The sequence below is a fragment of the Thermococcus sp. GR5 genome, assembly GCF_012027535.1.
GTDB lineage: Archaea > Methanobacteriota_B > Thermococci > Thermococcales > Thermococcaceae > Thermococcus > Thermococcus onnurineus.
Map to the genome: position 1 here is coordinate 219,613 of NZ_SNUN01000001.1, position 21,865 is coordinate 241,477.

25 protein-coding genes are annotated in these 21,865 nt (G+C 52.4%); 4 read left to right on the forward strand and 21 right to left on the reverse strand.

Annotated elements, in window-relative coordinates; translation table 11 throughout:
* Window positions 1–6: 6 nt before the first annotated feature.
* The 13 genes from E3E33_RS01050 to E3E33_RS01110 form a co-directional block, all read right to left on the reverse strand.
* Entirely contained in the window at window positions 7–774 is a 768-nt protein-coding gene (locus E3E33_RS01050) for an MBL fold metallo-hydrolase (RefSeq protein ID WP_167711460.1), read from the reverse strand.
* A 107-nt stretch (window positions 775–881) separates the two neighbouring features.
* Window positions 882–1,520, reverse strand: coding sequence for a V-type ATP synthase subunit D (locus tag E3E33_RS01055; RefSeq protein ID WP_012572716.1), 639 nt, complete (start codon window positions 1,518–1,520; stop codon window positions 882–884).
* 27 nt (window positions 1,521–1,547) lie between these two features.
* Window positions 1,548–2,939, reverse strand: coding sequence for an ATP synthase subunit B (locus tag E3E33_RS01060; RefSeq protein WP_048055114.1), 1,392 nt, complete (start codon window positions 2,937–2,939; stop codon window positions 1,548–1,550).
* 5 nt (window positions 2,940–2,944) lie between these two features.
* Complete coding sequence (locus tag E3E33_RS01065; protein WP_012572714.1) at window positions 2,945–4,702, reverse strand: ATP synthase subunit A; 1,758 nt, start codon at window positions 4,700–4,702, stop codon at window positions 2,945–2,947.
* Window positions 4,703–4,707: 5 nt separating this feature from the next.
* Window positions 4,708–5,016 (reverse strand): V-type ATP synthase subunit F, encoded by a 309-nt coding sequence (locus E3E33_RS01070; RefSeq protein ID WP_012572713.1) that lies wholly within the window; start codon window positions 5,014–5,016, stop codon window positions 4,708–4,710.
* Complete coding sequence (locus E3E33_RS01075; protein WP_167711438.1) at window positions 5,013–6,113, reverse strand: V-type ATP synthase subunit C; 1,101 nt, start codon at window positions 6,111–6,113, stop codon at window positions 5,013–5,015. Before E3E33_RS01075 ends, E3E33_RS01070 begins: the two co-directional genes overlap by 4 nt.
* Window positions 6,114–6,118: 5 nt before the next feature.
* A complete protein-coding gene (locus E3E33_RS01080) occupies window positions 6,119–6,730 on the reverse strand; it encodes a V-type ATP synthase subunit E (protein ID WP_012572711.1) in 612 nt (203 codons plus the stop codon).
* Window positions 6,731–6,767: 37 nt separating this feature from the next.
* Window positions 6,768–7,256 (reverse strand): V-type ATP synthase subunit K, encoded by a 489-nt coding sequence (locus E3E33_RS01085; RefSeq protein WP_012572710.1) that lies wholly within the window; start codon window positions 7,254–7,256, stop codon window positions 6,768–6,770.
* A gap of 15 nt (window positions 7,257–7,271) precedes the next feature.
* The gene (locus E3E33_RS01090; RefSeq protein WP_167711439.1) at window positions 7,272–9,251 is read right to left on the reverse strand and encodes a V-type ATP synthase subunit I; all 1,980 of its coding nucleotides are present in this window, start codon (window positions 9,249–9,251) and stop codon (window positions 7,272–7,274) included.
* A 1-nt stretch (window position 9,252) separates the two neighbouring features.
* On the reverse strand, window positions 9,253–9,564 hold the full coding sequence (locus E3E33_RS01095) for a V-type ATP synthase subunit H (protein WP_167711440.1): 312 nt from the start codon (window positions 9,562–9,564) through the stop codon (window positions 9,253–9,255).
* Between the two features lie 129 nt (window positions 9,565–9,693).
* Window positions 9,694–10,386, reverse strand: a complete 693-nt coding sequence (locus tag E3E33_RS01100) for a TrkA family potassium uptake protein (RefSeq protein ID WP_012572707.1) — start codon at window positions 10,384–10,386, stop codon at window positions 9,694–9,696.
* Complete coding sequence (locus E3E33_RS01105) at window positions 10,386–11,909, reverse strand: preprotein translocase subunit SecD (protein WP_167731663.1); 1,524 nt, start codon at window positions 11,907–11,909, stop codon at window positions 10,386–10,388. The genes E3E33_RS01100 and E3E33_RS01105 overlap by 1 nt, the downstream gene beginning before the upstream one ends.
* Window positions 11,906–12,823, reverse strand: a complete 918-nt coding sequence (locus E3E33_RS01110) for a protein translocase subunit SecF (protein WP_167711442.1) — start codon at window positions 12,821–12,823, stop codon at window positions 11,906–11,908. The genes E3E33_RS01105 and E3E33_RS01110 overlap by 4 nt, the downstream gene beginning before the upstream one ends.
* Before the next feature lie 307 nt (window positions 12,824–13,130).
* Here E3E33_RS01110 and speD point away from each other — a divergent pair, with 307 nt between their 5' ends.
* Window positions 13,131–13,556 carry an adenosylmethionine decarboxylase gene (gene speD / locus E3E33_RS01115; protein WP_012572704.1) on the forward strand — a complete coding sequence of 142 codons (426 nt, stop codon included), beginning with the start codon at window positions 13,131–13,133 and terminating at the stop codon, window positions 13,554–13,556.
* Between the two features lie 3 nt (window positions 13,557–13,559).
* On the opposite strand, the gene E3E33_RS01120 is transcribed toward speD, so the two are convergent.
* Window positions 13,560–14,168, reverse strand: a complete 609-nt coding sequence (locus E3E33_RS01120; RefSeq protein WP_167711443.1) for a hypothetical protein — start codon at window positions 14,166–14,168, stop codon at window positions 13,560–13,562.
* A gap of 20 nt (window positions 14,169–14,188) precedes the next feature.
* Window positions 14,189–14,935, reverse strand: a complete 747-nt coding sequence (locus E3E33_RS01125; protein WP_012572702.1) for a KaiC domain-containing protein — start codon at window positions 14,933–14,935, stop codon at window positions 14,189–14,191.
* Window positions 14,936–15,121: 186 nt separating this feature from the next.
* Between E3E33_RS01125 and E3E33_RS01130 the strand changes: the two genes are divergently transcribed.
* A complete protein-coding gene (locus E3E33_RS01130) occupies window positions 15,122–15,721 on the forward strand; it encodes a hypothetical protein (protein WP_167711444.1) in 600 nt (199 codons plus the stop codon).
* A gap of 75 nt (window positions 15,722–15,796) precedes the next feature.
* Here E3E33_RS01130 and E3E33_RS01135 read toward each other — a convergent pair whose 3' ends face one another.
* The 5 genes from E3E33_RS01135 to E3E33_RS01155 all read right to left on the reverse strand — a co-directional run bounded on the left by E3E33_RS01135 (window position 15,797) and on the right by E3E33_RS01155 (window position 20,071).
* Entirely contained in the window at window positions 15,797–16,306 is a 510-nt protein-coding gene (locus E3E33_RS01135; protein ID WP_370519836.1) for a PUA domain-containing protein, read from the reverse strand.
* Window positions 16,307–16,338: 32 nt separating this feature from the next.
* Window positions 16,339–16,860: a YkgJ family cysteine cluster protein gene (locus E3E33_RS01140; protein WP_167711445.1), complete on the reverse strand. Its 522-nt coding sequence runs from the start codon at window positions 16,858–16,860 to the stop codon at window positions 16,339–16,341.
* Window positions 16,861–16,891: 31 nt separating this feature from the next.
* Complete coding sequence (locus tag E3E33_RS01145; protein ID WP_167711446.1) at window positions 16,892–17,419, reverse strand: hypothetical protein; 528 nt, start codon at window positions 17,417–17,419, stop codon at window positions 16,892–16,894.
* A gap of 21 nt (window positions 17,420–17,440) precedes the next feature.
* Window positions 17,441–18,016: a hypothetical protein gene (locus E3E33_RS01150; RefSeq protein ID WP_167711447.1), complete on the reverse strand. Its 576-nt coding sequence runs from the start codon at window positions 18,014–18,016 to the stop codon at window positions 17,441–17,443.
* A 276-nt stretch (window positions 18,017–18,292) separates the two neighbouring features.
* Window positions 18,293–20,071: a tRNA uridine(34) 5-carboxymethylaminomethyl modification radical SAM/GNAT enzyme Elp3 gene (locus tag E3E33_RS01155; protein ID WP_167711448.1), complete on the reverse strand. Its 1,779-nt coding sequence runs from the start codon at window positions 20,069–20,071 to the stop codon at window positions 18,293–18,295.
* 132 nt (window positions 20,072–20,203) lie between these two features.
* Between E3E33_RS01155 and E3E33_RS01160 the strand changes: the two genes are divergently transcribed.
* On the forward strand, window positions 20,204–20,959 hold the full coding sequence (locus E3E33_RS01160) for a Nif3-like dinuclear metal center hexameric protein (protein WP_167711462.1): 756 nt from the start codon (window positions 20,204–20,206) through the stop codon (window positions 20,957–20,959).
* A gap of 81 nt (window positions 20,960–21,040) precedes the next feature.
* The gene (locus E3E33_RS01165) at window positions 21,041–21,508 is read left to right on the forward strand and encodes a hypothetical protein (RefSeq protein ID WP_012572693.1); all 468 of its coding nucleotides are present in this window, start codon (window positions 21,041–21,043) and stop codon (window positions 21,506–21,508) included.
* On the opposite strand, the gene E3E33_RS01170 is transcribed toward E3E33_RS01165, so the two are convergent.
* Window positions 21,477–21,860 (reverse strand): hypothetical protein, encoded by a 384-nt coding sequence (locus E3E33_RS01170; RefSeq protein ID WP_167711449.1) that lies wholly within the window; start codon window positions 21,858–21,860, stop codon window positions 21,477–21,479. The genes E3E33_RS01165 and E3E33_RS01170 overlap by 32 nt on opposite strands.
* Window positions 21,861–21,865: the final 5 nt, after the last annotated feature.

Here is a 21,865-nt window from a genome sequence, read left to right on the forward strand (position 1 = left end):
ACCACCTCAGCGCATTACATCGATGCCCACTTTAAGGTTCTCAAGGAAATCAAAGAATCTCTTGACGTGCTGTTTGGGTATAATGGCCCCATGCTGAGGCAGTATGGCTTCCACATCTAAATAGCGAACGCGGCCGAGCCAGAGCTTTATCGCAGCGCTAGTGGGCATAAGCCGCTCGTGTACCGGCCTCATCGCCTGAATGTGCCTTTCCATGTTTTCAACCACTATGTAAGGCTCATCTAGGAGGGCTATACCTATATCGCCCGTGAACAGGAACTTGCTCCTGTGGTCGTATATCGTGAAGTGGCCAGGGCTGTGAAGGAAGTGCGCAGGGATGAACTCAAGGATAGTTGCCCCAAAGTGGATGGCCTCTCCCTCATCTGGAAGCTGGTAGGTCACTGAACCGGCGTCTTCGAAACCGAAATGCGGAAGGAACCTTGTCCAGAGCCAGTGGACGATTATCTTAGAATTACTGACCTCCCTCCATAGAGGAAGGCTCCCCGCTACATCAGGATCCTGATGGCAAATGTATACATACTCTATGTCCCTCGGGTCGATGTACTTGGAGACGTTGGCGAGAACCTTTGAAAATATCTTGTACCCTCCAGGATCTATGAGGATGCCCCTGCCCCTGCTGACGATGAGATAGCTGTTGACGTCGACGTCATCACCACCTTCCTGGGTTCCAAGATAAACCACAAGGTGCTCGTCGTCCCTGTAGAGGACGTGATCCTTCCTCGGGTCGAGACCTGGCTCTATAAGGTACTCACCCATCTTCGCCACCAAAAAGGCATTACGAGAAGGCATATTTAAGCGATTTGCCTACACAATCACATACATAAACTCAAAGAAGAAAAAGTCCAAACGGCAAATCAATCCTCCTAGCTCCTAGCCTCGATGAGAGCCTTAACGCGCTTGAGTCTGAAGAAGTTCTCGCGCTCCATCTCGTCGAGACGCTGCTTGATGAACTTGACGGTAGCCTCCATTCTCGGAATAATGATGTATTCAAGCGCATTGACACGCCTCTTAGTGACCTCAATCTCTCTGGCGAGCCTCTTAAGGGTCTCCTCGACTTCAGCGAGACGGACGGCTAGATCAAGCACCTCCTCGAACTTCTCCGCGGCCAAGTCAACCCTTGGCGAGCTGGAGACAAAGGCGTACCCTCTCTCGCTGGTGCTCCTTCTGAAGGATTCCGCCTCTATAAGGGGAACTGAAACTCCCATGACGTTCCTCTTTTTGATATCAACTTCCTTGTTGGGCTCAACGCTCAGGCTTATCTCCTTAAGGCGAAGCATTCCGACGTCTATCTCCGCCATCTGGAGTGCCTTGAAGGCCTCCTCCATCTTCCTGCCAAGCTCTTCCCTGAGGCTTAGGGCCTCGTCGTAGATGGTAAAGAACTCCATGATAAGGGCGTCCTGCTTGTCCTTGAGGAGCTTGTGGCCCTTCTTGGCTAACTTAATGCGCCTCTTGAGGTTCAGGAGCTCCATACGGGTCGGCTTGACGTTGAGCAGCTCTGCCATCTTGACCACCTAAAGGTTGAAGGGAGGTCAGCCCTCCCTCTTCCTGTACTTGGGGTGGTACTTGAGGATGTACTCCTTCCTGACACGCTTCAGCTCGCTCTCCGGAAGCTCAGCAAGGAGCTCCCAACCGAGGTCAAGGGTCTCTTCGATGCTTCTGTCTTCGTCGTAGCGCTGGGCGATAAACTCTCTCTCAAAGCGGTCGGCGAACTTGAGGTACTTCCTGTCGGTCTCGCTAAGGGCTTCCTCACCAACGACTGCGACGAGATCCCTGAGGGATCTACCTTCGGCATAGGCGGCGTAGAGCTGCTGGCTGAGCTGCGGATGGTCGTCCCTGGTCCTGCCCTTACCGATACCGTCCTTCATCAGACGGCTGAGGCTCGGAAGGACATCGATTGGTGGATAGATACCCTTCCTGTAGAGCTCTCTGCTGAGAACTATCTGGCCCTCGGTGATGTAACCGGTGAGGTCTGGAATCGGGTGGGTGATATCATCGTCGGGCATGGTGAGGATAGGCATCTGGGTAATGCTTCCCTTCTTGCCCCTCACACGACCGGCACGCTCGTAGATGGTGGCTAAGTCGGTGTACATGTAACCCGGATAGCCACGCCTACCTGGAACCTCCTCACGGGCGGCGGAGATCTCACGAAGGGCTTCAGCGTAGTTGGTCATGTCCGTGAGGATAACTAGAACCTGCATGTCGTAGTCGAAGGCGAGGTACTCGGCAACGGTGAGTGCCATACGCGGGGTGATGATACGCTCGATTGCCGGGTCGTCGGCGAGATTGAGGAACAGGACTGCCCTCTCTATTGCTCCGGTCTCTTCGAAGCTCTTCTTGAAGAAGTTGGCCTCCTCGTAGGTAATACCCATCGCAGCGAAGACGACGGCGAACTGCTCCTCTTCGCCGAGAACCTTTGCCTGTCTGGCTATCTGTGCAGCCAGCATGTTGTGGGGAAGACCTGAGCCACTGAAGATGGGCAGCTTCTGGCCGCGGACGAGCGTGTTCATTCCGTCGATGGCCGAAACACCGGTCTGGATGAAGTCCCTCGGATAGGCACGGGCGACAGGGTTAAGGGGAGCACCGTGGACGTCACGCCTGTCCTCAGGAATGATTTCAGGGCCGCCGTCGATGGGCTTACCGATACCGTTGAACACCCTTCCGAGCATGTCCATGCTGACCGGAACCTTCAGCGTCTCGCCGGTGAACCTTACGCGGGTTGTCTTTATGTCGAGGTCTCTAGTTCCCTCGAAGACCTGGACGATAGCCATGTCCTGCCTTGCCTCGAGAACCTGTCCCTTCCTTTTCTCGCCACTCTCGGTCTCTATCTCAACGACCTCACCGTAGGCGACTCCCTTAACGCCCTGTACTATCATGAGCGGCCCGTAAATCTTGCTAACGGTTGAGTACTCCATTCCCGGCATGAGCATCACGCCCCATACTTCTTAAAGAGCTCCTCAAACTGAGCGTTGGTCTCGTCTATCAGTGCGGCAACCTTCTCAATCTCTGGCTCGAACTTCATACGACCTATCTTCTCCCTGACAGGGAGCTTGGCTATCTCGTCGACTGGAACGCCCCTGTCAACGGCCTCCATGGTCCTCTCGTAGAAGTTGAGGATAACCCTCATCATAGTTACCTGCTTCTTAGGCGGGCAGTAGGTGTCGACCTCGTCGAAGGCATCCTGCTGGAGGTAATCCTCACGAAGCATCCTGGCGACTATGAGGACGGCCTTCTCCCTGTCCGGCAGAGCATCCGGACCGACAATCCTGACAATCTCCTGGAGCTCGGCCTCTTTCTGAAGAAGCTCCATAGCCCTATCCCTCATTGCCCTCCACTCAGGGTCAACGTTCTTGTGCCACCAGTCCTGGATGGAGTCAATGTAGAGCGAGTAACTCCTCAGCCAGTTGATTGCCGGGAAGTGCCTCCTCCTGGCCAGGTCAGCATCGAGAGCCCAGAAGACCTTGACGACACGGAGGGTGTTCTGAACGACTGGCTCGCTGAAGTCTCCACCCGGCGGCGAGACTGCACCGATGACGGAAACACTTCCAATCCTCTCATCGCTTCCGAGGGTTATGACACGACCGGCACGCTCGTAGAATTCGGCGATCTTACTGGCAAGGTAGGCCGGATAACCTTCCTCACCGGGCATCTCCTCAAGACGGCCGGAAATCTCACGCAAAGCTTCAGCCCACCTGCTCGTGGAGTCGGCCATGAGAGCGACGTCATAGCCCATGTCGCGGAAGTATTCGGCGATGGTGATTCCGGTGTAGATGGAAGCCTCACGCGCAGCGACGGGCATGTTCGAGGTGTTTGCTATGAGAACGGTTCTCTCCATGAGCGGCTTTCCGGTCTTCGGATCCTTGAGCTTCGGGAACTCCTCAAGAACGTCGGTCATCTCGTTTCCGCGCTCACCGCAGCCTATGTAAACGACGACCTGGGCGTCACTCCACTTGGCAAGCTGGTGCTGGGTAACGGTCTTCCCTGAACCGAACGGACCCGGGATGGCAGCGGTTCCACCCTTGGCCTGGGAGAAGAAGGTGTCTATCGTCCTCTGTCCAGTGATGAGTGGAACCTCCGGCGGAAGCTTCCTCTTGTAGGGCCTCTTGACACGGACCGGCCAGCGGTGGTACATCTTAAGCTCCTCTATCTCGCCGTTGGGCTTCTTGACCTTGGCTATGACCTCTTCAATGGTGTAGTCGCCCTCTTCGACAATTTCAACTATCTCACCCTCAACCCACGGTGGGACGAGAACCCTGTGCTCAATGATGCCGGTTTCCGGAACGACACCAAGGATGTCGCCACCGACGACCTTGTCGCCAACCTTAACCTTAGGGGTAAAGTGCCACTTCTTGTCTCTCGGGAGGGCCGGAGCGGTGAGACCCCTCGCAATAAAGTCGCCGCTGAGCTCCCTGAGAACCTCAAGCGGCCTCTGAATACCGTCGTACATTGCGGTGAGCAGTCCGGGGCCAAGCTCAACACTGAGCGAAGCACCGGTTCCTTCGACCGGCTCGCCCGGCCTTATGCCTGCCGTTTCCTCGTAGACCTGGATGACCGCCTTATCTCCCTCAAGACGAATGATTTCTCCGATGAGTCCCATTTCGCCGACCCTGACGACCTCGTACATCTTAGCGCCCTTCATGTCATCAGCCACGACGAGTGGGCCCGTAACACGAATTATCCTTCCCATTTCCTTCACCTCTTCAGCTCAACACCAATGGCTCTTCTAACTATCTCCTTAATTGCCTCTTCCCCGAACTTGGAGCCGGATTTGTCCGGCACCTGAAGGATGATTGGAAACGTAACGTCGGGAAGCCCAATCTTCTGGACGAATCTCTCGGTTATCAGGATTATCCCGATATCTTCCCTCTCAACAAGTTCGTTGAGCTTGTTCTTCAGCCTCTCCATGTCGAGCGGAGTGTCCTCAAAGGAGTAAACTTCGTGAGCGCCGGCGAGCTTGAAGCCCAAAGCCGTGTCCTTGTCTCCGAGCACCGCTATCTTCATGCAGCATCACCCACGAATTCCTTTATCCTCTCTGGCTCAACTCCGTCATCTATGAGTTTCGCAATAGCCCTGAGCTTCCTGACCTCCCGCTCCTTCTGAAGGATGTAGCTTAGAGATGTCGCCACACTGAGCGGGTAGAAGCGTGTAAGCTCGTTCATCCTCTCCCTTATGTGCCTGTCAAGTGCCCTCTCAAGAACACTTAAGTCCCTCTCGACCTCCTCTCTAACGTCCCTGATTACCGCCCCGTACCTGGTGGAGTCAAGTTCGGCTAAGGCCATGCTTAGGTCATCGACGTGGAGTATGGAGTCGAGCTTAATTGTTCCACCAGGTATTATAAGCGGCTTTATCTCTTCTGCACCCATCTTTGCAGTCTTCGCTCTCAGCACTGTGAGTATGTTGGTTTTGTCGATCTTGAGCCTGACGAACTCCTCTAGGATAACCCTCTCGTCCTCTTTCTTCGAGAGAGCATAGTTCAAGAGCTTAGCGTAGTGCATCCTGTAGAGCTCAGTTTCAAACTCCTTAAGGGAAATCTCGCCGAGCAGGAGCTTCTGGTATGGCTCCCCGTAGGGTGTGCCCTCCAGTATGACGAGTATCTCCTCCATGGTCTTTGCTTCTGCCATAGCTTTAACCTTGGGAAGCATTGTGCCAATCTCGACGACGTAGTCGCTCGCCGGTTCGTTTACCATCTTCGCCTTGATGACGCTGGTTATGTTCCTGACGTCCCACTCTTCCAGAAGGAGCCTAAAGAATGGGTTAACCCTCTTCGGGAGGATAGTGACCATTAACTCGTAGGTGCCTGCCAAAGCTCTCTCCAAGGCCCTCTCAATCTCCTCAACGGTGTAGTTTGAAACGCTCGCAAGGTAGTCCTTGTAGTCGGTGTCCTCCAGGCTGACCACGAAGTTGTTGAGGGTTCTGCTCTCGGCCAATTCATTGAACCTCTGCTCGCTGAGGAGCTTCGCTTCCATGGCCTTAATCCTCGCGTTCGGATAGGAGTAGGGGGTATACTTCCAGATTATCCTTGCTGTCTTGTAGCCCACCCAGGTGAACACCACCGCCAGAGTAGTGTTGAGGATTCCAGTTACCGCTCCTGTCTCCATTAGCCTCACCCGAAGAGAGCCTTGGCTATTGCCGCCCTGAGCTCGCCCTCAAACCTCTCTATCCTGGACTCGAAGGTGTTATCTACCCTAACAGTTCTGTCGGGGGTCTCGACGAGGATGCCGCCGATTGTGGTGATCGGTTCACCGAGGGTGACTTCAACGTCCCTCCCGAGCTTTTCAGTGAGAGCCTTCTTGAACTCGTCGAGCCTGCCCTCCAGGAGCTTCAATGTCCTTTCGTTGGATTTCACGACGACGCTGCCGCTTCCAAGCTCTTCGACAGCCTTGCCAGTTAAATCAACGAGCATCGGGAAGTACTCTTCCTCAGGAAGTTCGGCGAGCCTTTCGCGGAGGGCCGTTATGACCTCCTGGATGAGGGCCTCCTGAACTTCGAGCCTCTTCTTTCTTATCTCAAGCTTGGCGTTGGCTATTATGCGCTGCTTTTCTATTTCAGCCTGGGTCTGGGCCTTCCTGAGTATCCACTCAGCTCTGGCCTGGGCCCTCTTTCTCGCTTCCTCCCTAATCTTCTCCGCTTCCTTTTGAGCCTCGCTGAGTATATACTGTATCTTCTGCTCCGCCTCCCTGTTTATCTCCTGAATGATCAGCTCTGCCCCTTCCATCCTCCTTCCTCCTTGGGCTATAAAGAAAGTTTGGGAGTCAGAAGCCGACTCCGGTAACTATCATGATAAGGGCTCCAACGAGACCGAAGATTGCCATGGTCTCGGCCATAGCCGAGAATATGATACCCTGGGTGAAGGTCTTCGGGTTCTTGGCAACCGCGCCGATGCTTGCGCTGGCTATGATACCCTGTGGTATGGCCGAAAGACCGGTAAGGCCGACGGTAAGGCCAGCACCAAGGAGTATGGCGCTCTTAACTATGTTGTCCATGTTGTTCGGGTCGGTGAACTTAAAGCCGCCACCGAGGATTCCTGAGACCATCAGGATGAGGAACAGCGTAATGAGTCCGTAAATGCTCTGGGTCATTGGCAGACCCTCAAGGATGAGGGCGTTCTTGAAGTTCTTCTCGTCCTCAGCGACCACTCCAGCAGCGGCTGCACCGGCTATTCCGACACCGAACGCCGAGGCTGCACCTGCTATACCAGCGGCGAGTGCCGCACCAAGGGATACGTAAACTATCGGGTCCATTTCTCAAACACCTCCTTAAGCTTCAAACTCTAACTTTGAGATCTCCCTTTTGGCCTTGAAAGGCTCGAAGGGCTTGCCTTCACCTGAGTAGAACGTTCCGAAAAATTCAACGTACTGGAGACGGAGCGAGTGGACGAACGCTCCGAGGGCGTTGATGGCGACCGAAAACAGCTGGCCGCCAACGAAGAGGATGAGACCAATGACTATGCCTATCGGAACTGGACCTATGCTAACACCCCAGACCATCTGGACGAGGATGTTGATGACCATCGCTATTCCAGCGGTAGCTAGGGCCAGTGCCATCAGCCTTGCGTAGCTGAGCCAGCTGCCGACAAAGCCGAAGAAGTCCGAGATGGTCAACAGCACAGCCAATGCACCGTTCCTGAACTCGCCGATTGTGAAGAGCACTAGGCCAGCCCCGAAGAGAGCCTTGCCCGGAAGGGTGAGGGCTTCCTTGCCGGTCATTCCGAGCGCGAGGAAGACAACACCGAGTATTATGAGCATCCATGAGAGCTGGTCGAGGATTGCGTCTTTGACTTCGCCGTTCTTCACCTTGACTATGAAGCCTATTGTATAGCCAGTGAAGAGGTGAGCTAGGCCTATCGCCAGCGCCAGCTGGAGGACTACCAGCGCGTCTGTCATGCTGTCCCACTTGCGCCAGACGTTGAAGCCCGCCAAGTCAAGGGCGTTGCCGAAGTAGCTGCCGAAGAGGACACCCATAATCATGGTGAAGGCCGCGCTAATGAGCAGAGTGTAGGCAAACTTGTAGGTACCATCGTTGAACTTCTTGTGACCCTTGACAAGCAGTGCGGCGACTATGGCTATTATAAGGCCGTACATAAAGTCGGTGAGCATGAAACCAAAGAAGAACGAATATGTGAAGGTTATTATCGGCGTCGGATCAATCTCGTTGTACTTGGGGACACCGTACATCTCGGTAAGCATCTCGAAAGGTCTCGCCCAGCCGGGGTTCTTGAGCTTGATTGGAATCTCATCGAGCTCCTCCTTGCTCGGTTCCATAATGTTGATGTAGGCCTTACCGTTGGCGACTCTCTTTATGCCCTCCAGAACTTCCGGAACCTCGCTCCTCGGGAGCCAGCCGGTCATGGCAAATGTCATGTTGGTTCTAGCGAGCATTGGAAGAACCGTCGCTTTGTCCCTCTCGTTCTCCATGAGCTCCTGGTAGAACACCACGTCCTCGTAGTACTTCTCTGCAAGCGTTTCTGCATCCTTCTTGGCCTTCTCAAGCTCCCTCTCCTTAGCCCTAAGCTTCTCCTCGTAGACCTTTATGAGCTCCCGTGGGGTTCCCTCTCCCTCTGGAACCTCAACCCTCTCGAGGGAGTACTTGGCTAAGACTGGATTGGCCTTCTCGTAGTCCCTCTTGAGGAAGGCGAACACGACCAGAACTTTGTCTTTGAAATCCTTGGAGACAAAGACAACCCTGCCCTCAGTGGCCTTCTTTACCTCCTCAATGAGAGGAGTGAACTTGTTCCTGTCGACGGTTCCGACGACTATTTCGACCATATCTGTGGGCCTGAGATAGGAAACGTCAAGGTTAAGCGCCGAAAGAAGCTCCAGAATCGTTATGTCCGCCTTTATCCTCTCGATCTCAGTCTGAGTCGCAGTGATTTTACTTTCGACGGCCTTTATCTCGGGCTCGACGACGCTTAAAAAGTCCTCAACGTCTTTTATGAGCCTCTCGATTCCTTCGTATTTGTAAGTCTTCTTCGCCCTCTCGGGTGGGAAGAAGAACTCCCTTATTCCTCCGCCATTTGCCTTTCTGTAGGTTTTAAGAAAATCAACCAGTCTGGAAATAGTTATGCTGTACGAGGCAGCCTTTCTGTGGTACTCGTTGGGGGAATCCTTCTGGGCAACCTTGACTTCCAGCTCCCTGATTTCCACAACACCCTGCTCATGAAGGTAAGTCAGTAAGGCATCTTTGTAACGGTTGAGCGTGATTACCTCGATTTTGACCATCTCTTCGGGCCTGAACATCTCAGCTCCCTCTTACAAGCTCTATGCCAGCGGAGATGGCCCTCTCAAAGTTTGTGGTGGCCTTTATCTTGAGCTCCTCGACCTCAGCCCCACCCTCCTCGAGAATTTTCTTGGCCTCTTCCTCACCCTCTAGGCGGGCCTTTTCAATGAGGGCCTTTGCCCTCTCCTCGGCCTCCTCGATTATTTTGCTTTCAATGAGCTTTGCCTCTTCCTTTGCTTTAAGGACTATGACCTTAGCATCTTCCTTTGCCCTTTCAATCCTCTCTTCGGCCTGCTTTTCAGCGTCAACAATCTGTTTGATGACATCCTCCATGATGAGCCCCCCAATGACCCTGAAAACAGGTGTTCCTCACGCCAACTTTGGCTTCCCTAATTGGTTTAAATAGTTTATGGTAAGTATGGTAGTTTATGGATAATCAAAGAGTAAAAAGAAAACACAAACTTACTCCAGCTTTTCAGTAGACTTCTTCTCCAGAAGCTCTTTCACATCGTCAAGAACACTGCTCTTGGCAAAGACAATTACCTGGCCTCTCTCTGGCAGCTTCGTATCGCCAGAGGGTATCATCAGGTTGCCTTTTTCATCATAGATGGCTATTATGAGGGCATCCTTGGGTATATTGAGATCCTTGACAAGCTTTCCAGCTATCTCGCTACCCTTTTCTATAGTGAAGCGCACTATTTCTGCTCCCTCCTTGGGGAAGAGCACCCTGTCAAAGCCCGGAGTGACAATGTTTCTGCTTATGTACTCAGCCGCTATCTCCTCTGGGGATATGACGAAGTCGAAGTACCTTTTGAGGTCAGTCACTTCTTCGAAGATGCGCCTGTTCTTGGGGTTTCCTATCCTGAGGGAGGTCTTGATTTTTGGATTAAGGTGCTTCGCCAGTATGCACGCCAGCAGGTTTGCATCATCCTTACCTGTTAGAGCCGCGAATGCATCGGCCTGCTTTATGTTGGCCTCTTCAAGCGTTTTCGGATCTGTCGCATCACCCTCGATAACGAGACCGTTAATAAGAAGGGAGAGCTCCTTGGCCCTCTCCTTGTCCATCTCGATTATGGTGACGTCGTGACCCTCTTCCTCGAGCATCTTCGCCACGAGGTAACCAACCCTTCCGGCACCCATTATCACGACGAACATCAGTCCTCACCGAGGATGTATTTGGCTATTTCAGCATATGCTGGCCTCGTGATGAAGATTCCAATGAGTACACCGAGTATCGTCGTGAAGGCAAAACCCTTGAGCGTTCCGACGAAGTAGACCAGCAGGAAGCTCATGGCCGCTATGGTCGTCGCTGCCGAGGCGAATATGACGAAGAACGCCCTACCCATCCTCTTGAGCACGCTGGAACGCCTGGTTATCTTCGTAGTCTTCTCTCCTCCGAGGAGTTCGTCGGTTATGACTATCTGCTGGTCAACACCCGTACCGATTGCGGCGATGATACCGGCTATACTCGGAAGGTCAAGGTTCCATTGGATGAGCGCTGCAAAGCCAAGGATGATTATGGCCTCGAAAAGGCTTGTCGAGGCAACTGGTAGGGCTATCCTCCAGTTCCTGTAGTGGAAGTAGACTATGAGGAGTACCGCTATGAGGGCGCCTATTCCAGCGTAGAGAGCCTGATTCTTGAAGCCCTCACCAAGCCTCGGTGAAATGAACTCCATGCCAACAATGGTGAGCTTGACCGGGAGCGAACCGCTCTTGAGGACGGTGTAGATGGTGCTGGCTTCCTGCTCGGCGGTGAGCCTGTCCGGGGCAGTTCCGGTTATCTGAACGTCCTGCTGAGGAGCGCCGGTTGCAAGACCCTCACCGACCGAATATGGACCGTAAAGACCAAGAACCCTAACGATGAGCGAATGGTCGCTCTCTCCCGGGTTCCTCGGGACGAACCTCACAGTAACGTTCATGTTCTCCAGCTCAGGCTGGAGTTCCTGAGGAACGTCCACGAGAACGACCTTCTCTTTACTCTCAGCGAGTTTGGCAATCTCATCAGCGCTCTGGTTAGCGTAGGTGACGACGGTTATGTTGAAGGCCTTCGTTATCCTCTCCATGAGAGTCGGAGCTTCCGGAGCCTGAGCGTTGAATTCCGAACTGTTCATGGTTTTGTAAACGCTCTCTGAAACGATAATGAGGGAGTTAACGGGCGGATCAAGGAACATGTCAACGGGCCAGCCGGCCTTATCCCTGGCCAGCTCGGCAAACTTTTCAGCGGCGCTCTTGGATATCCTGAAGGGCACGGCCCATGTGTTGTCGGACTTTATCTGATATATACCAACGTACTCAACGTCCCGGCCGGTTCCGAAGATTACACCCCCAAACTCCATGTAAAAGACACCCTGGCTCTCGATGACGTTCTTGATCTGGTTGGCCTCCTCAGGAGTAGTCACGTTGGCGACTTTGACGAGCACTATCTGGTCTCCCTGAGCCTCCACGGTTATGTCCTTAACACCAAGGGTGTTCAGCCTCTTCTGGAGGGAATCAACAACAAGTTGCATGGTGTCAGCGTCGACGGGATGTTCAGTTTGAGCCACAATGGCCACACCACCGGCGATGTCTATACCGAAGGTGAGCGGCCTAACAGCGAGCGTTGCAATTGAACCAATGAGAACTAGGGTGAGGAGGATTATCCTCCAGTTAAGGAAGAGATTTTTGGTTCTTCTCTTCATTCGTTACCACCCCTGACGGTGTTTCTGTCAAGGTACCACCTCAACACTCCGGCGTTGAGCATCCATGTGTTCATGAAGTCCGCGAGGAGACCGAAGATGAGGACTATCGCTATGTTGTCTATGGTCTGGGATGTTGATATGAGCCAGAGGATAAAGAGTGCACCGAGAGTCGTTGTGCTCATGGTGAATCCAGTGGAGACCGCCGCGAGGTATGCATCCTCAATAGTGTCCTCCTTCCTCTTAAGGAGTTTCGTGGTAAGGAGGATGTTGCTATCGACAGTATAACCAATGAGCATGAGCAGTGCAGCTATCGTCGCGGTGGTGAGCTGGATCCCAAAAATCCCCATCATAGCAACCGCTATTGTCATGTCCGAGAGGGCCGAGAAGATTATCGTGAGCGACGGGACGAGGTTCCTGAAGAACAGGAACACAACGACAGCCATTGCAATGAACGCAAAGATAAGGGCCCTTATTCCCTGTTGCTGCGAAATCTTACCAAAGGTTGGCTGAACTTCGCTGTGTGTGTACTCCGCGTCTGGATATCTGACCTTCATCACATCGATTATCTTGAGGGCGTCTGTTCCAACCGGAGCGTAAACCCTGACACCATTGGTATCAACGCCGGTGAAGCTCTCAACCCTCACGTCGACGCCGATCTGGTCGCTTATGTACTTAGCCAGCTCGTCAGGGTTTGCGTCTATTCCATAGGCCGTAACCACCACACCGCCCTGGAGGTCTATTCCCAACGTAGGGAAGTTAATTGCGAGAAGAATCAGGGCGACTATAAAGACCACCATCGGGTAGGTAATCATTTTTTTGTATTCCATTCTTGCGAGGAAGCCCAGCTTCTGTCGCTTTTTAGCGCGGACAGCTTCCCCGGCGGTGGGAATGTCCTTGGTTTTAGACTTCGACATACCTTCACCCCGTTCTGAGTTTTTGTAAAACTTGTCGTTAGTTCGCTTGACGAGTTTTAAAATTAGTGGTTCAAGGCTTAAAGATGGCCACTGTTCACCAAAACGGATAAATGTGCCAAATGAATCGTAGAAAGTTCATTTATGCAGTAACCAACGGGAAACTTCAAAAACGGCAAGTAACTGTCAGTTTGATGCATTCAAAACCCGTTCTGAACAGTTCAACGCTCGAAAGACCCGCCCAGGTCTCTTCGCTTCAGGGCTTAACTTTAAAAAGGGTAGGTTCTACTGGAACAACAGGTGAGAGGCCATGGAGACGATAGGGTTTCACTACGTGGTTGAGGCTGCAGGCTGCGATCCAGAGATCCTCGGTAACGCTGACAAGATAAGACAGATATTCCTCGAGGCTGCCAAAGTAGGCAAAATGGAGGTCAAAGCGAGCTATTTCTTCAAGTTCTCACCGACCGGTGTCAGCGGAGTGGTCATAGTTGCAGAGAGCCACATCTCGATTCACACCTGGCCGGAGAAGGGCTACGCCGCTCTCGACGTCTACACCTGTGGAACCACCGCGGATCCGGAAAAAGCCGTTGACTACATCCTCGACAAGATAAAGGCCCAGTATGCTCACGTTTCAGAGATCAAGAGAGGTATCGAGGAGGACGACGAGACCTTCACCCACATGATTCTTACATGGGAAGAGAAGCTCGAGAGAAAGAACGGAGATGAGAAGAGCTGAACCTCAGAGTAGACTTTTAATCTCTTCTATCTTCTTCTCCAGGGTGGTTGTTATTTCCCTTACCTTCTCGAGCTTGTTCTTGAGCTCTTCGTTCTCACTTCTGAGCTCGTCCGCCAACCCTTCGAACTCCCTAACCTTCTTCTCAAGCTCATCCTTCTCAGCCAGAGCATCCCTCAGTGCCCTCTCAAGTTCACCCACTTTGGCCTCAAGCTTTTCCTTCTCCTTCCTGAGCCTCTCGTACTCCTCAAGGGCAATGAGCTGGCCGCCCTTGGCCAAGACCTCGACGTTCTTCACAAGCTCGTCGAGCTTGCCCTGTTTGATGAGCTCATAAGTCTCCCTGACGAGCTGGCCGGCTTTGGTTTCACCCTTGAGGTGCTTTCTAACGGTTGCCTCCGTCCTGCCGAGCTCATCAGCAATCTCTCTCACTGTCATGCCGGCCTTCTCTCTGGCTATCGCCCCGGCTGCAACGGCCAGGCTGTCGACCCAGGTGAGCCTCTCGGCCGGATCCTTGATGAGCTCTATCACCTCGGGCCTGAAGAGGGTTGCGAAGAGCAGTACACTCTCAAGCCTGTGTATCTCCTCCCTTCCGAGCGGGTTCAGTGGCACCTCCATGCTCTCACCCCCTTCAGTTTTCACTCGAGCTCAACAACCGTCTTCCTCTTCAGAACCTTGTCGGGATAGACGACTATTCCCTTGTCGGTTATCTCAAAGGGGTGCCTCCTCATGGAGTGGCTCGTTCCGCGCATCTTCCAGACAATAAGTGAGCGCTTCAGCTCGCCGTCTATCTCGTCAAGGTCAAGACGGATTATTCCATCAACACCGTGCTCAACACCGGGTCCACCAAAGCCGCGCTCACCGACGCTTATCTGACTGACGAGTATGCTCGTAACCCCCAGGCCAGCCAAAACCCTTTTGAGCTGCATAACTACGCTCCTCGCCACGGCAGGCTTGTTGATGTAGAGAGTCGTAACCGAGTCTATAACGACCCTCTTGGCACCGATGTCCTTGATGGCCGTTCTGAGGACGTCTATAAACTCGCGGATGTCGGTAAGGTCGTGGACGATGTATTTCTCATACTCCTTGCTCTTGCCGATTCCAGCTGTGAAGGCGTCAACCATGGCAAAAAGACCTTCCTCCTCGTACTTCCTGACGTCCCAGCCGAACTGGGCCATGTTCTGCCTGACCTGGATGGGGTGCTCTTCCAGAGCCACATATATTCCAGGCTCGCCGTTTTGTAAGCCGTTCCAGAGGAACTGCTGGCTGAAGATAGACTTGCCCGTTCCCGGGCCGCCGCTGAGCAGAACCACATTCCTCCCGGGAATTCCCCCGTGGAGAACCTCATCCATTCCGGGGATGCCCGTCTTCACCCTCCTAATCATCGGGCGTCACCCCCTTTAGTTACCTTTTGTTACTAATTATGCCTACGCAATAGGTCTTAAAAAAGTTACGACAGGTTAGGAAAGTCCAGCAGGGTTTCTGTTCCAATGGGCAAGATGCACATTACTGTACTCGAGTGCATTATCCACAACATTTATAAGGAGGTGATAAAGTAAGGAGGTGATAAATTGCTGGTTGTTGATAGGAAACTCGCCGGCGTACTCGGGGGCCTCGGGAACATTGGAGTCATACTTTCCATAGCAGGACTTGGTGCCGTTCTTGACCCAAGCGAAGTGGGCATAGGATTCACATTGGCTATGGTGATTCTCGGGATTGGAAGCGTCCTGGCATTGATGATAGGGCTGACGTCGCTCGCCCACCACTACAACATCCCGATCAAGGAGAAAACGACGAAGTTCGCCTGGGCGACCCTCATAACCTATATCCTAGCGATGTTATTCCTGTGGCTGAAGCCCGAATCGAGCATAGGGGCATTCCTCGTGCTCGCCTTCATAGGCCTGCTCATCTGGACCAAGAAGGACGTTTACGTTTACACGGGCCAGGCCTCTTCAATCTTCGGAATCGTGGCGAAGGTCTATGCAAGGGTTTCGAGGAAGGTCATTGACCCTCACAGCGGGGGAAGCGGAAACGTCGTGGTTGTGATGACGCCCGACGCTTACGTCGGTTCTGGAATAGCGATGCAAATCTTTGCACTTCTCCTCGCTCTCGTCCTCTGGTTCACCCTCGAGCCCATAGCCTGGATACTCTGGGGACTCACCGGAAAGTGAGTATGCTCTCTTTCTTTGCTTTTTAAACTCAAACTGCACAACCTACCCTTAACTGGTTAAGGGAGGTTGCTACCGTTATCTCTTCCTCCTCAAGAACTCGCCCACGTCCGTGACGTTCAGGATGAACTTGTTCCGGCCCTCTGGATTTATCCTTCCTATACCAAGGATTATCCCGTTCTCGTCAAAAACAACCAGCTTTTTAGTCCCCTGCCAGCTATACTTCCTGACACCGCTCCTCGGGACATCTTTGCCGGTTGTGAAGAGAAAGCCGGCCTTTGGGCTCAGAACCGCGTAGTTCTTTTGGATGTCGACAAAATAAAAGAACTCGACGTTGGGATAGAACTTCTCAACGAGGTTTTTGTCAACCTTGATAGTGCCGACAAAGGTGCCGTAGGCGTAGGGCCTGATCTTGAGATTCTCTATCTCCCGCCAAACTCTCTCATTTACCGCATAAACGTCCCGAAATTTTCCTTCGACTATCGCGAAGGTGTGGTGCTTAAGTTCACCGTACTTCTCCGCCTCGCGGAGGATCAGGTCATACTCCCATGCGGAGGCTCGCCTGTAGCGGAGTTCACTCATCGACATCGGTCATAACTCAGAGAAGCCGTTTATAAGGGTTAATCTTCTCGGTCGAGTTCCTCAAGCAGTTTGAGAAAACCCTCCATATCCGTCGTCTCTAATTCATGCTCAAACTCGATGCCGAGCTCAGCTATCTCCTCCGGGGTTATGACCATCTCAGGCTCCTCAGGGTTTATTCCGGGGCAGCTCTCATCGTAGTAGAGCCAAAACCTTTCGCCTTTATACTCGAAGGGCTCCTCTTCCTCAATCCCGAGAGGCTTCCTGGAGACCATGAACGGGTAGATGCGGCAGATTACGGGATTTCTATCATGGATTCTGCACTTGCCCGTCTCAGGGTCGTGGAAGACGCAGCCAAGATCCCATTCACGGTAGGCCATGACGAAGCGAACCTTATCACCGCCGGGAACCATAAGAACGAAGTCCTGAGGGTCGTAGCCAGCCTCGGCTATTTTCTGTATATCCTTAAGGGTTAGATAGATGAACCTCCCCCTGCAGCAGTCCAAGCAGTAGAGACACCTGAACTTTACGGGCTCCTTGAAGGGTTTTGGTTTAAAGCGCATGAAAAAAGTTATGGGGAACCCTTAAAAGGGTTTAGTCCCTGGGATATGCGACCTTAAAAGCACCCCAATCGGTTTCTTCGCCGTAGGTGACAGTAAAGTTCACCAGTTCGTAGTTTTCCGGAGCGCCTTCAGGTTTATAGATTATTATATAGTAGCCACTCCCCACGTACCAGTAAAAAGCTCTACTTATCTCGAACAAATATTTAGGTATGACAAGTTCCCGGATACACTCCTCGGTCCTCACGTACTTCTGCCCCTCCCAGATGACGACGTCAAGGCACCAGTCAGGGTTCTGGAGCCTCAGCGTTACGGAGTCCCCATAGTCCTCGCTGCCCTTTATGAGGAGATACCTCTGGAGGTTAACAGCGTTATTCCAAGCGTAATCACCAATGGTTATGTTTTCAAGCAGCACTATTTGACCCTTTGGGGCAGCGACACCGTAGGGCACGGGCTTATAGGTAACTATGGGAGCAAGAAGATAGTAAAGGACAACCACTGCAATGATCGCAACAGCGGCGAGGATCTTAATGGCCGACTCGGTCTCGTAGGAAATCCTCACAGGATCACCTCCAAACATGGATCAGGATTTACCAAGGGCAACCTTCAGGGAGCCGTTTCCGGTCGTATCCCCGTACGTTACCGTAAAGTTCACAAGTTCATAGTTCTGCACTGGCCCTGTCTTGTGGAGCACGATTATATAGCCAGACTCAAGGTACCAGTATAATATTTCCCGTGCCTCATGAGCCGGGACTCTTCTGAAAGCGTACTCGCTTATCTGGATTTCCCGAGAACAGTTGTACTTCAGCTGCCAGCCGTTGTTCGAACCACCCCAGACCCAGAGATCGAGGCACCAGTCAGAGGTAACCATCTTCATCGTAAGCGTATCGCCCATGTTATCGTTTCCCTTTAAGACCAGAATGTTGTTCTGGGACGTCATTGCGATGGCGTTTGTGTAGTTCACAGATCCAAACGTGAAGTTTTGAGCAAGGACTATCTGGCCCCTTGGGGCAACAACGTCAAACGGATTAACCTGATGAGAGATAAGCGGGTAGTACACGATGAAGAATATTGCTATTCCAAACAGCAAGGTCATGAAGAGCACTTTTACCCTGAAAGATATTTCGTAGGGAATGCGTATCTTCCTTTTCTTTTCCATTTTGAACCACCTGCCCAAAGTAGATTATCAATGTTCAAAAGATTTACGGTCTTGAAAAAGTTTGGACAAAGTCTTCAAATGCGTTAGAGTAATTTTAAATACCAAATGAAGACGATACGATGGAGCAGGAAGACGTCAGGAGAAACTGGGTATACCGGCGATTGAGCTGATATTTGCAACACTCACAACGGCTGGCTGTTCATGATGCTCAAAGGAGTATTATAAAAGTCCTGGGGAAGGGATGCCCCAGCCACATAAGCCTTTTTATCTGTTCCTTTAAGTGTTTAAGTGTGCATCGAAGCTTTTGCTCTTGCCAAAGTCTGCGTAGCTTTTGTCAAGCCTTTTGGCAACGTACGGACCGTTCTTCCGATAGCCAAACTTACGGTAATACTCCCTCACACCTACGCCGCTTATGACAAGCATTTTCTTGACGTCAAACTCCTCGCGGGCAATCCTCTCCGCCTCAGCAAGAAGCTCCCGTCCATAGCCGCGGTGCTGCCACTCGTACTTCGGTTTCCCGCCAATCGGCACGAGCGGACCGTAGACATGGAGCTCCCTGACAATGGCCGAAGGACAGCAGTTTATCTCCTTCCGATGGGCTTTTTCACTCGGAATCCTCAGGCGGAGGAAGCCTATGAGGATGTCATTCTTCGTATCCTCAAAACTGAGGAATATCTCTTTACCGCCAGCTGCATCGTAGTCCTCCCTAAGAAGCTCGATGTGCTCCATCTCGGGCTCCACACCGAACTTCTGCATCATATGGCCAACCTCTCTAAACCTAATCTCCCTCGGACGAATTCCTCTCTTAATCAGCTCGTTGAAGACAAGCTGTCCAAGGTTGGAGTGCTTGACGCCGTCGACGATGAGCTTTGCCGGGATGTCGCGCTGGATTCTCATGACGCGAACCCACTTGGGGAAGAGCTTGTAGGCCTCGACGAGAAGCTCAACAGCTTCCTCCGTGCGGTATGGCCGGTATTTACCTTCCTTCCACCAGCGGTAGAGAGGAGCGTCGGCGGTAATAAGGGTCGGGTATACCTTCAGCATGTCCGGCCTGAAGCGAGCATCCTCGAATATTGCTCTGAAGGTGTACAAATCCCTCTCGAAGTTGCTCCCGGGCAGACCAGGCATTATGTGGTAGTTTATCTTCAACCCAGCGTCGCGGAGGAGCTGGGTAGCCTTAACTATCTCCTCAACACCGTGGCCGCGCTTGGTCCTCTCGTGGATGAAGTTGAAAATCGTCTGAACACCGAGCTCAACGCGCGTCGTTCCCAGCTTGAGCATCCTGTCAATCTGCCTTTCGAAGGCCCAGTCCGGGCGGGTCTCTATCGTTAATCCGACCATCCTCACATTAGCCTTCTCGTTCTTCCTCTGCTCATCTTCGAGATAATAGTAGGGCTTTCTGTGCGTCTTCTCCCAGGCCTCCTTGAACTTCGGGTCCTCGTCAAGGACGGACTTATCTCCGTGGACTATCAGGCGGACAAGCTTCTCCTCGAGGTTTTCTATGTCCCTGAAGTGCGGGAAGTCGTTCATGGCCTTGAAGGCGCACTTGATGAACCATTCCTGGTAATCCAGATCAACCGCTGGAAAAGTTCCACCCTGGATTATGACCTCGACCTTGTCCACGTCGTGGCCTATGTCAGTGAGCTGCTTTAGCCTGCGCATCATGATGATATAGGGGTGGTAAGCGCTCTGGACGGCCCTCAGAGCGGAAGGTTCTTTTCCAGTATAGCTCTGAGGAGAGCCAACGCTCGGACCGCCCGGGCAGTAGATGCAGCGTCCGTGGGGACAGGGGAAAGGCTTGGTCATCATGGCAACGACTGCAACGCCGCTTATCGTTCTGGTCGGCTTCCTCCGGAGCAGACCCCTAAAGCGGTCGCGCTCTTCCTCAGGTATAGCCTTCAAGATGTCCGAGTTGCCGGGAATTTTGGAGAGGTGATACTTCCTAGAGACGATTATCTTGTAGCGGTTAAGCTCGTCCCGCGTTTTAATCTCGCCCGCCAAAACTGCCCTCGCAAGCTCCTCAACCGCTCGCCTGAAGTTGTCACTCCCACCCATACCAACACCTCTCGGAGCGAGTTGGGCAGGCCTTTTAAAAGGTTAGCTGGTCGGAGATGTTGCCCGAGATATTCAGTATAGTGAATACGGAGACGTTAAAAGCTCTCGCGGGGATTAAGTTTGGTGGTCGAAATGGTCGCGCGAGACGAGATAGTCGCATTTCTCAACGAATACCTCAACATTAATGCCTTCCCTGACAAGTCAAAGAACGGTCTTCAGGTAGAGGGAAAGGAGGAAGTTGAGAGGATAGCCTTTGCCGTTGACACGACGCTCAGAACGATAGAGAGAGCCGCCAGGGCCAAAGCTGACATGATGATAGTCCACCACGGCATGATATGGGGTGGCATAGACTACGTGACCGGAGTGACATACCGCAGGCTTAAGGCGCTCTTCGATGCTGGCATAAACCTCTACGTCGCCCACGTGCCTTTAGATGCCCACCCTGAGGTCGGAAACAACGTCCAACTACTCAAACTTCTCGGGCTTGAACCGAAGGAGCCCTTCGGCGAGTACGGAGGGGTCACGATAGGTTATATCGGGGAGTTTGAGGAGACAAAGCCGGTGGAGGAAGTGGCACAGGTTCTCGCGGAGAAGCTGGACACGACAGTTAAGACCTACGAGTTCGGGGTGAGGGAGATAAGACGCGTTGGAGCCATAACAGGCGCTGGCGGCTTTGCACTGGAGGAAGCAAAGAGAAAGAACGTTGACCTATTCGTTCTCGGAGAGTTTACACACGCCAACTATTTAACCGCCTTGGATCTTGGGATAAGCGTCGCGGTTGCCGGCCACTACAAGACAGAAACGCTCGGCGTAAAGGCGCTGATGCCGCTCGTTAAAGAGAAGTTCGACGTTGAGGTTTTCTTCATCGACGAGCCAACTGGACTTTGAGCCCGCCTGTTTTTTCTCTATTGTAAACACTTACACAAAAGGGTTAATAACGGCAGGAGCAAAATATTCTGGGGTGATACCATGAACAAGGCGCTCACAATAATGGCAATAATCACAATAGCGCTCGCGGCCTACGCCCTCAGTACGTCACAAATTCCCCCTGCGAGCATAGAGTACAGGGAAGTCTTCTACACCAACAACCAAAGCGTTACGTTCATCACAAAGGACGGCGTCGGGCTCTTTACTATGAAGATTAGTCCCCACGTGAACTCCTTCGAGCTGACAATAAAGTTCCCAGAGGGAACCTCATACCTCATCAGATACGGGAATGAAAACTACAAAGGCACCAACGAGTTCAAAGTCACCATAGACAAAGACACCGTGCCCGATGAAGTCTACATCCAGTTTCAGCTCCCACAAGACGTAACAAAGAAACTCATCTATGAGAACGGGGAGGTGGAGATAACCATAAAGGGAGACAAGATACCAGTCTGGCACGCTGAAGACGTAATCTACGTCAAGTATTGGAAAGAAGAGAGGAAGCCCTGATTCCAGCTATTTCCTTTTCCAGCTCTTCTGGAGGGAGCACCTTAAGTCTCACACCTAACTCCTCAGCGTAGTTCAGAACCCAACCCGGCTTCACGTTTCTAAAAGGCGTTACAACCCAAAGCTCCGGAAACCCCGCCCTATGGGCCTTGACAACGTCGTAGAGGAGCCTTTGAGGAAACCACTTGAAGGAAGCCTCAAGCTCGATGGCGAGGAGCTTTTGTCCGCCATTCAGAATCGCCACGTCTATCCTCGTCCCGTCTGGAGTCCTGTACTCAGGGATAGCAGTTAGCCCGAGTTCAGAGCAGAACTCTACAACCTGCCTGGTCAGGGTCTTGACCTTGATTTTGACCACCAAGA

What these genes read in the sequence shown, in the direction of transcription:
- E3E33_RS01090 (WP_167711439.1), bottom strand. Translation starts at nt 9,251, where the DNA reads ATGTTCAGGCCCGAAGAGATGGTCAAAATCGAGGTAATCACGCTCAAC.
- E3E33_RS01080 (WP_012572711.1), bottom strand. Translation starts at nt 6,730, where the DNA reads ATGGAAGGGGCAGAGCTGATCATTCAGGAGATAAACAGGGAGGCGGAG.
- speD (WP_012572704.1), top strand. Translation starts at nt 13,131, where the DNA reads ATGGAGACGATAGGGTTTCACTACGTGGTTGAGGCTGCAGGCTGCGAT.
- E3E33_RS01105 (WP_167731663.1), bottom strand. Translation starts at nt 11,909, where the DNA reads ATGAAGAGAAGAACCAAAAATCTCTTCCTTAACTGGAGGATAATCCTC.
- E3E33_RS01160 (WP_167711462.1), top strand. Translation starts at nt 20,204, where the DNA reads ATGGTCGCGCGAGACGAGATAGTCGCATTTCTCAACGAATACCTCAAC.
- E3E33_RS01110 (WP_167711442.1), bottom strand. Translation starts at nt 12,823, where the DNA reads ATGTCGAAGTCTAAAACCAAGGACATTCCCACCGCCGGGGAAGCTGTC.
- E3E33_RS01050 (WP_167711460.1), bottom strand. Translation starts at nt 774, where the DNA reads ATGGGTGAGTACCTTATAGAGCCAGGTCTCGACCCGAGGAAGGATCAC.
- E3E33_RS01095 (WP_167711440.1), bottom strand. Translation starts at nt 9,564, where the DNA reads ATGGAGGATGTCATCAAACAGATTGTTGACGCTGAAAAGCAGGCCGAA.
- E3E33_RS01140 (WP_167711445.1), bottom strand. Translation starts at nt 16,860, where the DNA reads ATGCGCTTTAAACCAAAACCCTTCAAGGAGCCCGTAAAGTTCAGGTGT.
- E3E33_RS01060 (WP_048055114.1), bottom strand. Translation starts at nt 2,939, where the DNA reads ATGCCGGGAATGGAGTACTCAACCGTTAGCAAGATTTACGGGCCGCTC.
- E3E33_RS01085 (WP_012572710.1), bottom strand. Translation starts at nt 7,256, where the DNA reads ATGGACCCGATAGTTTACGTATCCCTTGGTGCGGCACTCGCCGCTGGT.
- E3E33_RS01055 (WP_012572716.1), bottom strand. Translation starts at nt 1,520, where the DNA reads ATGGCAGAGCTGCTCAACGTCAAGCCGACCCGTATGGAGCTCCTGAAC.
- E3E33_RS01070 (WP_012572713.1), bottom strand. Translation starts at nt 5,016, where the DNA reads ATGAAGATAGCGGTGCTCGGAGACAAGGACACGGCTTTGGGCTTCAAG.
- E3E33_RS01125 (WP_012572702.1), bottom strand. Translation starts at nt 14,935, where the DNA reads ATGATTAGGAGGGTGAAGACGGGCATCCCCGGAATGGATGAGGTTCTC.
- E3E33_RS01165 (WP_012572693.1), top strand. Translation starts at nt 21,041, where the DNA reads ATGAACAAGGCGCTCACAATAATGGCAATAATCACAATAGCGCTCGCG.
- E3E33_RS01150 (WP_167711447.1), bottom strand. Translation starts at nt 18,016, where the DNA reads ATGGAAAAGAAAAGGAAGATACGCATTCCCTACGAAATATCTTTCAGG.
- E3E33_RS01075 (WP_167711438.1), bottom strand. Translation starts at nt 6,113, where the DNA reads ATGGAGACAGGAGCGGTAACTGGAATCCTCAACACTACTCTGGCGGTG.
- E3E33_RS01120 (WP_167711443.1), bottom strand. Translation starts at nt 14,168, where the DNA reads ATGGAGGTGCCACTGAACCCGCTCGGAAGGGAGGAGATACACAGGCTT.
- E3E33_RS01100 (WP_012572707.1), bottom strand. Translation starts at nt 10,386, where the DNA reads ATGTTCGTCGTGATAATGGGTGCCGGAAGGGTTGGTTACCTCGTGGCG.
- E3E33_RS01155 (WP_167711448.1), bottom strand. Translation starts at nt 20,071, where the DNA reads ATGGGTGGGAGTGACAACTTCAGGCGAGCGGTTGAGGAGCTTGCGAGG.
- E3E33_RS01065 (WP_012572714.1), bottom strand. Translation starts at nt 4,702, where the DNA reads ATGGGAAGGATAATTCGTGTTACGGGCCCACTCGTCGTGGCTGATGAC.
- E3E33_RS01135 (WP_370519836.1), bottom strand. Translation starts at nt 16,306, where the DNA reads ATGTCGATGAGTGAACTCCGCTACAGGCGAGCCTCCGCATGGGAGTAT.